12 protein-coding genes, 1 riboswitch and 1 other annotated feature are annotated in these 10,673 nt (G+C 66.3%); of the genes, 7 read left to right on the top strand and 5 right to left on the bottom strand.

Going from position 1 to position 10,673, the window contains the following annotated elements:
* The coding region (locus BLS21_RS26510; protein WP_139177284.1) for an IS3 family transposase at positions 1-299 on the bottom strand (299 nt) is incomplete at its 3' end.
* Positions 207-335 (bottom strand) — a sequence feature (AL1L pseudoknot). It overlaps the preceding gene by 93 nt.
* Positions 296-559 carry a transposase gene (locus BLS21_RS26515; RefSeq protein WP_091224429.1) on the bottom strand — a complete coding sequence of 88 codons (264 nt, stop codon included), beginning with the start codon at positions 557-559 and terminating at the stop codon, positions 296-298. (Overlaps the previous feature by 40 nt.) The genes BLS21_RS26510 and BLS21_RS26515, both read right to left, overlap by 4 nt.
* A 119-nt stretch (positions 560-678) precedes the next feature.
* On the opposite strand from BLS21_RS26515, the gene BLS21_RS24145 reads away from it, so the two are divergent.
* The 6 genes from BLS21_RS24145 (at position 679) to BLS21_RS26520 (ending at position 7,309) form a co-directional block, all read left to right on the top strand.
* Positions 679-1,470, top strand: coding sequence for a transposase family protein (locus BLS21_RS24145; protein ID WP_245700742.1), 792 nt, complete (start codon positions 679-681; stop codon positions 1,468-1,470).
* 701 nt (positions 1,471-2,171) lie between these two features.
* The gene (locus BLS21_RS24845) at positions 2,172-3,134 is read left to right on the top strand and encodes a hypothetical protein (protein ID WP_139177286.1); all 963 of its coding nucleotides are present in this window, start codon (positions 2,172-2,174) and stop codon (positions 3,132-3,134) included.
* A 247-nt stretch (positions 3,135-3,381) separates the two neighbouring features.
* On the top strand, positions 3,382-3,645 hold the full coding sequence (locus tag BLS21_RS24150; protein WP_245700738.1) for a type II secretion system F family protein: 264 nt from the start codon (positions 3,382-3,384) through the stop codon (positions 3,643-3,645).
* A gap of 272 nt (positions 3,646-3,917) precedes the next feature.
* Positions 3,918-4,856, top strand: coding sequence for a hypothetical protein (locus tag BLS21_RS24850; protein WP_139177287.1), 939 nt, complete (start codon positions 3,918-3,920; stop codon positions 4,854-4,856).
* 1,498 nt (positions 4,857-6,354) lie between these two features.
* Positions 6,355-6,843 carry a hypothetical protein gene (locus BLS21_RS24860; RefSeq protein ID WP_139177288.1) on the top strand — a complete coding sequence of 163 codons (489 nt, stop codon included), beginning with the start codon at positions 6,355-6,357 and terminating at the stop codon, positions 6,841-6,843.
* 106 nt (positions 6,844-6,949) lie between these two features.
* The gene (locus BLS21_RS26520) at positions 6,950-7,309 is read left to right on the top strand and encodes a histone-like protein (RefSeq protein ID WP_091224436.1); all 360 of its coding nucleotides are present in this window, start codon (positions 6,950-6,952) and stop codon (positions 7,307-7,309) included.
* Between the two features lie 384 nt (positions 7,310-7,693).
* Positions 7,694-7,818, bottom strand: a riboswitch (SAM riboswitch).
* A 451-nt stretch (positions 7,819-8,269) separates the two neighbouring features.
* On the opposite strand, the gene BLS21_RS24170 is transcribed toward BLS21_RS26520, so the two are convergent.
* On the bottom strand, positions 8,270-8,521 hold the full coding sequence (locus BLS21_RS24170; protein WP_139177290.1) for a hypothetical protein: 252 nt from the start codon (positions 8,519-8,521) through the stop codon (positions 8,270-8,272).
* 343 nt (positions 8,522-8,864) lie between these two features.
* Here BLS21_RS24170 and BLS21_RS24175 point away from each other — a divergent pair, with 343 nt between their 5' ends.
* Positions 8,865-9,203 (top strand): hypothetical protein, encoded by a 339-nt coding sequence (locus BLS21_RS24175; RefSeq protein WP_139177291.1) that lies wholly within the window; start codon positions 8,865-8,867, stop codon positions 9,201-9,203.
* Positions 9,204-9,229: 26 nt separating this feature from the next.
* Here BLS21_RS24175 and BLS21_RS24180 read toward each other — a convergent pair whose 3' ends face one another.
* Both BLS21_RS24180 and BLS21_RS24185 read right to left on the bottom strand, forming a co-directional pair.
* Positions 9,230-10,192: a hypothetical protein gene (locus BLS21_RS24180; protein ID WP_139177292.1), complete on the bottom strand. Its 963-nt coding sequence runs from the start codon at positions 10,190-10,192 to the stop codon at positions 9,230-9,232.
* A 174-nt stretch (positions 10,193-10,366) separates the two neighbouring features.
* A partial coding sequence (locus BLS21_RS24185; RefSeq protein WP_139177094.1) for an integrase core domain-containing protein occupies positions 10,367-10,673 on the bottom strand: 307 nt, incomplete at its 5' end.

The raw sequence follows: 10,673 nt of genomic DNA on the forward strand, positions 1-10,673 counted from the left end.
CGCATCAGCCGCTCCACCTGGCGGCGCGAGACCGGCCGGCCGTCCACGCCGCCCTCCCGGGTCAGCTGGGCGTGCACCTTGCGCACCCCATACAGGCCGCGACCGATCGCCCGGTCGCCGTGCACGACACGGATCCGGTCCAGGACCACCGCGTCCCGCTGCGTGCGGGCCGACAGTGGCCGGGTCCTGGCCGCCCGGTAGGTGCTCGGGGCGATCGGCAGGCCGTGCTCGCGCAACACCCGGCAGATCGGCTCGACCCCGAGCTCCTCCTTGTGCTCGTCGATGAACTCGACGATCACCGCTGTGGGCGGTCGAGCTCCGCCGCGAAGAAAGCCGACGCCGACTTCAGAATCGCGTTCGCGCGGCGCAGCTCCCGGTTCTCCCGCTCCAGCTCTCGCAACCGCGTGCGCTCGTCGGTGGTCAGCCCCGGCTCGGCACCGGCGTCGACACGGGCCTGCTTGACCCAGTTCCGCAGCGTGTCCGGCTGGATGCCCAGCCAGTAGCGGACGGTTGGCTGGTCAGAGGTGACACGCCGACGGTGGGGAGATGACCGGGACAAGCGCAGGACCTCGGTAGGAGGGACGTCTTCTCACGGATGCCCCACACCGAAGTCCTGCTGTGTCCGATCCTGTCACCTACACCGCCGTGCTCCCCCTCGCCGAGGAGACCGTGCACTTCATGTCCGGCCTGCTGGCCGCCGAGCGCCGCCGCCGCGGCACCCGCGGCCGGCGTCGGGCGCTAGGCTACTACCGGCAGGCGGTGCTGCTACTGCGCTGGTTTCTCGACGGCACCCGGCTGGCCCAGCTGGCCGCCGACAACGCCATCAGCTCCTCGACGGCCTACCGGTATCTGCACGAGGGCATCGACGCCCTGGCCGCGGCCGCACCCGGGCTACGCGGTGCGCTGCTGGCCGCCCGCGCCGCCGGCCATCCGCACGTGACGGTGGACGGCACGCTGGTCCGCACCGACCGCTGCCATGTCCCGGGGCCGACCGCCCGGACCGACCGGACTGATGCCCGGGCGGATCTGTGGTGGTCGGGCAAGCACGCCTGCCACGGCGGCAACGTGCAGGTCATCACCGCTCCGGACGGCTGGCCGCTGTGGACCTCTCCGGTGCGGCCGGGTCGTGAGCACGACACCATCGCGCTGTGTACCCACCCCGAGGCGTTGCCGCTGCTGGGCGAGTGGACCGACGACGAGCACGCCGCCCTCGCCGATCTGGGCTACGAAGGTGGGCGGGCGTCGCTGACTACGCCGATCAAGAAGACCACCGACGCGCCACTGACCGACGATCAGCGCACCGTCAACCTGCTGCACGCCGCGGTCAGGGCCCCCGCCGAACGCGGCAACTCCCTGCTCAAGACCAGCTTCAAGGCGCTGCGCCCGGTCAGTCTCTGCTCCTGGAGGATCGGCGCGATCACCGCCGCCGCCCTCGTCCTGCTTCACCACATGCACGACCGCACGACGTGATCAACTGACCGACGGACCCGCTACCAGGAAAGGCTCAATGAGCCGGGGCGGGTGTTCGTCGCCCGGTGCAGGCGCAGCGGTCGGACTTTGAGCTGTCCCTCAGTCGGCGTGCAGCGCCGTAGCCGACCGCGCGCGTCTCAAAGCTGCAGGGCACACGGGGGCCATCGGATGGGCCGGACTGCCGCTCCGGCGCCTGATCGACGTACCCGCGGTCGTGCCGAGCTGCCGGACTGTCCCGCCGATGAAGTCCCCGGCCTGCCTCGTGTAGCCACCGACACGCTGACGCCGCCGGCACGGGGTGCGCCACGATGCCACTCTTACGGCGTGGCCCTCGCCTTCGATACAAGTCGCGCCCCGCTGCGCCCGCAGGACTTCCAAGACCTAGTTCGAGCAGTCGCTGAAGCTGGGGTTGTTGACGAGAGTTCCTGGGTCGAGTGGAAGGGAACTCTCGACCTGCCCACTCCAGAAGCCAAGGCGGTTGTCGCTCGCTGCATCGTGGGCCTCGCCAACCGGACCCTCGAGGCGGCATCTCGCTTCTGCGAGGGCCGCGGGTACATGGTTGTTGGCGCAGAGCCCGGACGGGTCAGGAGCTAACGGAGGTCGATCCAGCTGACTTGAGCAACTGGTGGACTCCGTACCTGGGAACGGATGGGCCCCGCTGGGTGCCTCATTGGGTAACAGTCGAAGGCAAGTCGGTTCTCGTGATTGAGGTCGCGGCGCCCAGAGATGGCGACCCCCTATTTACGATCCGCAGGGAGATGTCGGGAGTTGTACGAGACGGCGACGTGTTCGTGCGTCGAGTCGGCAAGACTGATCGGGCTTCGTCCGCAGAGATCGCGGCCCTAGTTAAGCGGGCACGCTCGAATCGGACCCTGGGTGGGCTAGACGTGTCATTGCAGCGGCCATCAGCGATTCGACCCGTCGACTTCTCCGAGGAGGCGATTCATTCTGTCGTTGCGTCGTTTGGCGCCATGTGTCTGAGGTCCCTAGAAGAAGCAAAGCGAAAGGCAGCCGACCTGAGCCCCCCTGGAACAGTCGTCTTTGGAAAGCGGTCCAGTGGGGACGTCTCGGCGCTTAGCTTTCAAGAGCTTAGGCGCCTGGAGGAGCGCAAATCCCGAGGTGAACAACTTGAATCCTCGGACTTAGCGCAGCTGGAGGCTGCGCAGATGAAACTTCGAGAGGCCATGGGGAGCGTCGCTGCGGCAGCGTCCGTAGCGCTCTCCATGCGACAAGAGGATCGCACACCTGAGGAGTATCGCGAGGAGGTGCAAAGCTACCTACAGGAGCTGCAGACTGATCTGCTCTCCAATGCACGGGCCGGGGCGAGCAGCTTGCTGGAGCCCTGCGTCTTCAAGGTCTCGAACGAGACGCCATCAAATTTGCCCGAGGTTGAGATAGTGCTCTACGTTCCGGGCGACGCAACTGCTTGCGAGCCGGATATGCCGGCCCCAGGACTACCGGGTCCACCGAGAGCCTTTGGCCCCTACAAAGTTGACCCGCTCGCCTCGATCAGCGATACGTTAAGATACCAGGCGCTGCAGATACAATCACAGTTCCCAGCAGCCCCGTTCGGAGAAGTGCATATCGAGAACGGCGGGTCCGCGACGCTGCGTTTTGAGCCGGTTCATTTGCGGCCACACAGCAGCGTGTTTTGCCCGCCGTGATCCTGCAAGCACCGAACGATGGCGCCGTCACTGCCACATGGGAAGCCACTTCAACTGGGGTCGATGGGGTCGCACGTGGGACGATAAGCGTCCCTGTAGCGGGAGAGCCGCTCACGGTGCTGGATGCCCTTCGAGAAGCTACTGGCGATAGCCTCTAGTCCGCGGCTTGGAATGAACCGACCGACTGGAGTCCTAGCGGCATCCATCGCCCGGCCCAGTTGTTGAACTGCTGCTCGCCGAGTTCCCCGTGGTGGCCGAGCTGCTGGCGCTGGCGGTGACGGCGGGGGAGAGCCCGACCGCGGCGATCGCCCGGGTGACCGGGCTGTCCGGCGGTGAACTCGCCCGCAAGCTGGGTGTGGCGCTCGGCCGGGCGCGGGCGGGCGTGCCGCTGGCCGACGCGCTCCAGCAGGTCGCCGACCGCACTTCGCTGGACCCGCTGGCCCGCTTCGTCGACGGGCTGCTCGTGGCGCTCGAACGGGGCACCCCGCTGGCCGAGGTGCTGCGCGCCTAGGCCGCCGACGTCCGGGAGGCCGGCAAACGCCGGCTGCTCGAGGCCGGCGCGCGCAAGGAGATCGCGATGATGGTGCCGGTCGTCTTACTGGTGCGACCTGTCTGAAACCGGCACGATAGAGATGGCGGCAGGGCATCGTCATACGCACGAGGTAGAACCGATGCGTGCCTACCAAGCGAGTTGCCGGTGCGCGTCGCACTGGCGCGGCTCAACCACCGACCGGTCCAGCGAGACTGCTCCCGACGTTGCTTCATCTGCCGCTCGTCGGAACCGTGTTCTTCGCCGTGTGCTACGGAGTGTTGCGCCCTGCCTACGATTACTTCTATGAGCCGTTCGGCCTGACCACTGACGAGATGGGCCTCAGTGAAATCAGTATTGTTGGGCATACGGCTGGATATGCCGCAGCGCTACTTGTGCTTCTAACTTCGGCAGTCGTTATCGGATGGCTGGGTTTCCGGTTGGGTCGGGGGGTGGCACTTGCCGTTCAAGGCGCCCGCTGGATGAAGCGAGTCGTGTCACGCATCAACAATTTTGTCGATGCTCACCTGAAACGGCACCCCGTGAGAACGGGGATTGTCCTCGTGTTGACCCTGCTCCTCCTTGGCGCATTTGCTGCATACTCGATCTTTTCTAACCTGCAGCGTTTACAGACGAACACCATCGGTAGCGGAAACGCTGGCGAGGCGATCACCTTGACCATAGCCTTGGCATTCGGCGGGTTCTTCCTTGGCTACTTCTCGGTCGACGTACTCGACCTTACAAGGTTGACCAACGGCGCAAGGACGCTGCTTTACAGCCTTGAGTACGCAGCAGCCGCAGCGGTATTGATCGCCACAGCGACATGGTCTGTGGACTTCTGGGGCGCATCGCAACGTGCAGGATTGGACCTCGTAGCGGGCCGCGATCCAGGAAGCGACTCTTATGTGTTGTCCTACTTGTCGATCAATCGGTCACCCGCGCAAATCCTCCCGACCGGCGACTCCGATCCCTTGCGACTGTGTGACGGTAAGAAGGTGCCATACCTGCTGGGAAATGGGGGAGGTTCCAACTTCGTGTTAATATTCGCCGCCGGTGACTCGAAGGCCGGCGGCAGTGTGATCAGAGTCCCCCAGGACCTTTATACGGTGGCTAGCGGTCTAAGTGACGCAGCGCCTTGTGTCATGCCTGGGGATGCCTCAGGCGTCCCCCTGTCTGAGACGAGCACCCCGTGACCCGTCGTTTGCCCGCTTTGCGGCTTCCAAAGGCGCTACCAGTCGCCAACGGCTCATAGGGCCTACTTGGGTGCTAACTGATCTGTGACAGGACTCTGGGACTGAGACAAGGGACCCGTCTGTCCAAGCCCTAGTTGTCCAAAGCGGCACTCCTCAGGACCGCAGCCACCGTTGATGCGTACCAACGCTTCCCACCTAGTGGTCACGGAGGCTCGCCGCCCGTTTCAGCGGGTCGACACGGCGTACCGCGAGTGGGCGCGGAACCGGATCGACGTCGACAGGCTCCGCCAGCTCCATGCCGTGATCGGCGAGTGCCTTCCCGACGTCACCAATGCCTGACGGGCCTGGATCCCGGCCCGCCCTCCGTACCTGTGCATAGTGCTGTTACAGAAGCGACCGGTCGTGCGGCTATCCCAGTCCGACGGGCCGCGCTCAGGGGTTCGAGGGCACAGCCGTGCGAGCGTTCCAGCCATGATGTTCGGGCGAAAAGAAGACGAGGAGCCTGTGCTGCCGTGGGACGGGGCCACAATGGGAGTACAAGTGGCTTACCGGGCACGTGGTGGGTGAGTCAAAGCTCAACCGAGCCGGCCGCGAAGGCTGGGAGGTGGTCGGCGTCGTGCCGAATGGGTTCATCTTGAAGCGCCCGCCGATCTAGGTCGCCACCAAGCCGGGCGCCAAAGCCGTCGGCCCCCCGGGGCCGGTGCACCCCTAACGCTTGGCCAGCTCAGCGCGCCCCAGAGCGGTGCCGGGGGCGCTCTGGCCTTCGCGTCACGGTGAGGCATCAAGGCCCCGTCCCGGTGTTGCTGCACCGGGGCGGGGCCGTTCCCTTTGCGCTCCGGCCGTCAGGCGAGGGCTAGCAGTCCGCAAGACGGCCGCATCTACCCGTTACCTGCCATCATGTGCCAACAACTGCCGACGGATGAAGCCGCAGGTCGAAGCAGGAGTGGGGGATGAAATGGCAGGTCGGAGACCTACGCGGCAATGATGTCCGGGATGGCGGCGTGTCAGTGTGCGGTTCACCGTGGCTAGCCAAGGGTCGGCGCATGTTCCCTAGGAGTGGCTGCCCCCCCCCCCGGGCGGGGGTGCCCCTTTCGAGGATCTTGGCCCTCCGCCCGGCGGCCCCATCAAGGGGTCGCCGGGCGGAAGGGTCCGGCGGAGGGTGCGGTGCCCGGCCGGGTGGGTCGCCCAAGCCGTGCGGGTCGCAAGCTACGCGCTCTGCGGGCATGGTGCCGCCAAGACGTGCAGCCCGGGACAGACCCGGACGTGTGGCGATCACGGTGCACCCCGGGCGGGCGGATGCGGCCCTCGCGCATCGTCGTCGGCGAGGTGCGGCAGGAGGAGTGCCTCGACCTGCTCATCGCGCTGAACTCGGGACTGCTGGGGATGGGCTATCAGCGGTAGCTGCGTGCTAGCGCGCGTTGTCGACACACATATGGCATGGCGACCACTTCGTGCCGAGCCTCTGTAGGGTTGTGGCACCTTGAGGTAGGGGTCAATCATGAGCGGCTTGGAGGAAGCGGGAGGCGACAGCCCTTCCGGCACTAGTCTGCGTCAGGACGCGCATGTGCGCGGGTTCTCAGGCCTGCCAGTGGAGCAGGCCGCGGGTGGCGGCGAGCGCAAGCCACGAAAGAAGAGGGCAACCTTCTGGGCGTCCGCAAGTACCATAGTGGCTCTTTCGGCATCACTTCTTGGCGCAGCCGTCACGGTCGTCACTGCATTCTGGGGCACTGAAGCTAAAGCGGACTCCTCCGTTAGGGATGTGGTGTTCGCGGTATTGATTGCCGTGGGTGTTGCGATTCTCGCCAACTCGGTTGTGGACCTAATAGGCCGCCTCACGTCCCGGCGCTACGATGTCAAGACGAAGGGGTTGTCCGGCATAAAAGACCCGGTCGTGAGAGAACTGATTGCGAGTGCTGCGCGGGACCAGGTCGCCGTGATCTCGGAGTTGCGCACCAACACAGGGGTGCGAGCCGTTCAAAATGACTAGTTCGACGCCCGGTACTGGCGGTGCCGGTCCGGTTCCCATTTCACAAGGCTTGGCCATTGCTGGCCAAAGGATTGATGCTGAGTTGCGACGCAAGCCCGCTAGGCCTATGTCGCTGGACGCGGACGCGGGCGCGGCCCTGGCTGACGCGCATGCGGATTTCTTGACCGATCTAACTCGCGAGGCGATCAGGCTGGCGCGCAAGGATCGATTGCGGACTGTCGACGCTGAGCATGTAGAGCAAGCTGTAAGCCGACTGGGGATGGGGTCTAGTCAGAGTAAGGCGGGGAGTGCATTTAGCACGATGGGCGGCTTGCTCGCCGGTGCGGGGCTTGCGGGCGGGTACGCTCTGGCCTTCACAAGCGGTCCGCATTCGACTGCTGAGATGGTAACAACCATCGCGCTGTGCATACTTGGATTTTTTCTGCTGGCGGTCGGGCTAACGCTAACGATGGTGAGTAAGCGCTGAGGGCTGCAATGTCCTCGTAGGCGGAGCTGTGCACACTTAGTCCCGCGCTACCGGAGATGCTCTAGCTGCGGTAGACGATCAGGTGGAGCGATTCTGTCGCCGCTGCGGGGTGGGGCAGTTGTCCCCCGGGTAATACGAATCTTGGCGACTGGTTCGTCGGCGCCGTCGGAGTTCGCACTCACTTTGCCGTTCAAGGCATTGATCAACGGGGACAGCTGGCGGAGCGTGGTCGCGGGATCCGGCGATGCTCGTAGGACCTGTCGGCAGAAGCGAAGGATCAACGCGGTACGCGTCACCTTTGCGACCGCGACAATGAGCGCAAGGGAGGTCGGGGCAAGTGCGGCGAGATGCTCAAGAGCGGGCATATCATTGGCGACCTCCGGCGCCAATTCTTTCCCAGCGTCGTTCAGACGATAGGACGGAATTGGCACCCTTCCGGTGCGCGGAAGCGCAGGGCGGCGGTTGCCGGGGCTTCGTTGGGCCGTGTCCCTCTACCCCTCTGAGTTGGGCAGCCCCAGGGTGAGCCAGCGAGACGGCGCTGTCAATATCCCGTGGTTCCTGACGGTGTCAAGGCCCGAACCACCCGTCTTCCCGGAGTGGATCTACAGCGGTAGAGGAGCGCTGGGTGCCCGAGACGCGGGGTTGGCAGGCATGTCTGGACCGGCCGAACCGCCACGGGCAGCGCCACCAACGGTGGCCATGGGCGGCACGCTCCGCCTCACGGTCGACCGGGACGCCAGAGGACGGCGACGGCCTCGGCCGGGGTGAGGTTCGGCAGCATCTGGCGGCCGTCGAGGACCAGCGAGACCCGGCCCCGCTGGTCTCCGGCAGGCGGCCGGCGGAGCTGGACGTCGTGGGGTATGGCGGGAGCGTTGTGGATCAGCGCGACACGGGCCACCGGCTGCAACGGCAGAGGCCCCGCCTCCCGGACGGGAAGCGGGGCCTGTGGCCGAGGGCGCGCTAGTCGATGTTTTGTGGAGGCTCTGTGCTGATGCCTAGCACGTCAACTCGCCCGTCCTCCCGGGGCTTGATGTCGATGTAGTCGGAACCCAGGAACACGAGGCGGTCCCGGACGAGGTTGATGTCGTACCCCGTTGCCTCGGCGATTCGCTCGTCGGAGCAAGTTCTGCCGCCTCCGCTCGCCAGAGCCTGCCGGGCGGCTCGGTAAATCGCCTTGGTCTCCTCGCTGAGCCCGTCGTCATGGTCGGCCATGCCGTTATCCTGCCCAGCGGGTGTCAGGAGGGCTACCCGAGGCGGGGCCTGAATCACCTGGTCGACCGCCGAGCAGGGGCCCGTCATTCCCATCCGGTACAACGCAAGTATGGACACGTCGCCGCTCTACACCGTGGCCGGAACGGACCTTCGCGACTGCGTTCGAGACTGGATCGCCGAGAGTCAGGCGTTGGAGCACCAGGGCCGCCTGTTGGCGGCGGCCGATGCTGATCCCTAGTCCCAGGACTCAGCGTGGACAGGTACTTCGCAGACCATGTCGTGCATCGCGCCGCGCTGCTGGGGAGCGGCTGGAAGCAGAGACGAGCTCCTGCTCTTCGCCGTCTTGGCGACCTACCAGGGCGTCGAGGGGCACGACGACCCTCCGTGGCCGGGCATCCACGAATATGTGCGGCGAGCCTTCGCGTATATGCACGCGATCGGGAAGCAGGAGGCCGCTCGCCTGCTCCGAGCTGGCGTTGCGCGACGTGCCAGCACCGAGTATCAGACCGAGCGTTCCCGTTTCTTCCGCGACTTCGTGCGTGGCGGAGGTGATCCCGTGCGGATGGCGGAGCAGGACTTGAGGCTGGCGCCGGGCAGTCAGCGAGACCTCCGCGCCGCCGAAGCGCTCGATCCCCAAGGCGAAGACTGGGACGACTTCCTGCAACAGGCGTCCCCGGAGTAGAAAGCGACCCGCGACGGGACGGAGGGCTACCCAAGGCCGAGGGCCTGGATGACCTGGTCGACGGCCGCGACGAGGGTCTGACCGATGGCCGTCCCGGTCCCCGCGAGCGCCACCTCCTTGGCCTTGTCCAGGAGGGTCCGGACGTCGCCGCCGGGGGCCGCCTCCAGCTCGGCCGTCTCGCGGAGGCTCTCAACGACGAGAGCGGCCTCGCGGCTCTGGTCCTCGGTGAGCCCGAGGAGCCCGGAGTTTGTGAGTTGTGCGAGCGACTCCGCGAGCCCAAGGAGCTGTCGGGAGTTGTCCTCCGTCATCTGCACGGTCGTCGTCTGCGACACGTTGGACGAGTTGGCGGCCACGTTGTTGCCAGAGCCCGTGATGTTCACGGTGGTCACCGAGTAGGGGGCGGGTTGTTGGGTCTCGGCGTTGACGGATCGCTCGGACTCCACGACCTTCTGCCCTCTCGTTGTGATCATGGCGTTGACGACGTCGCCGCTGGCCAGTGTCGTGCCGTGGAGGTAGCCCTCGTCCCTGAGCCACTGGCTGGCGGCGCTGATGTCCTGCTCGGTGAAGGGCTCGCCATAGTAGGCGCCGTACTTGCTGGAGGAGAAGTCGTCGCTGTCGGGGTACTCGTTCCCGTCGAGGGTGCAGTCGAACAACCAGTGGAGGAAGGCGTCCCGGGCCGCCTGGCGACGGCGGAGACGGTCGCCCCGTCGGGCCGCCACGTCCTCGATGAGGTCTAGACCGGGCGGCAGGACATCGCCCGACCAGCCTGCCCAGCCCAGGGTCTTCTGGAGTCGGAGCAGGCCCTGGGCCTCCAGGGCCTCCAGGTTCCCGGCGACGGCCATGGCACCCTCCTGGTCCTTGCGGTCGAAGAGAGGACCGAGATCCACGATGGCCCCCGGCGTCTTGCCGCCGTTGTCGGCGATCCAGTCGAGGAGCCGGAGCCGGGACTGCACTGAGGGGGAGAGGTTGTAGCCACGCGTGAGGTCCACGGCGCCAACGGTAGGCGGCGGTACTGACGCAAGGTCGCCGTCTCTGGCCGGTGAGTGACGGGTGGCTGGGTCGCCGTGTAAACGCGGAAGGCGCCCCAACTCCCAGGACGGGGAAACGGGGGCCTTCTTGGTGCGGCTCAAGGTGCGGCTAGCTGTCGTGACCAGGGAGGTTGTTCACGCGGCGAGTCGGCTGATCGGTGGGCGGCCGCCGAGGGCGGAGTGGCTGCGGGAAGTGTTGTAGTGGGTCAGCCAGCTGTCCAGGGCGGCGGTGCGCTCGTCGTTGCAGCTCCAGGCGGTGGCGTAGGCCCACTCGGTCTGCAGGGTGCGGTTGAACCGCTCGGCCTTGCCGTTGGTCCAGGGCCGCCCGGGCTTGATGAACCGGCGGCCGATGCCCAGCTGGGCGCAGACGGCGATCCAGGCCCGCCCGACGCGGTAGCTCTTGGCGTTGTCGGTCAGCACCCGCCGGAGGGTGACGCCGTGG

Source organism: Geodermatophilus siccatus (genome assembly GCF_900103785.1).
Classification (GTDB): Bacteria; Actinomycetota; Actinomycetes; order Mycobacteriales; family Geodermatophilaceae; genus Geodermatophilus; species Geodermatophilus siccatus.

Bases quoted from the DNA above. Each gene is read 5' to 3' on its own strand.
- BLS21_RS24145 (WP_245700742.1), top strand. From the start codon at position 679: ATGTCCGGCCTGCTGGCCGCCGAGCGCCGCCGCCGCGGCACCCGCGGC.
- BLS21_RS24860 (WP_139177288.1), top strand. From the start codon at position 6,355: ATGAGCGGCTTGGAGGAAGCGGGAGGCGACAGCCCTTCCGGCACTAGT.
- BLS21_RS26520 (WP_091224436.1), top strand. From the start codon at position 6,950: ATGTCGCTGGACGCGGACGCGGGCGCGGCCCTGGCTGACGCGCATGCG.
- BLS21_RS24170 (WP_139177290.1), bottom strand. From the start codon at position 8,521: ATGGCCGACCATGACGACGGGCTCAGCGAGGAGACCAAGGCGATTTAC.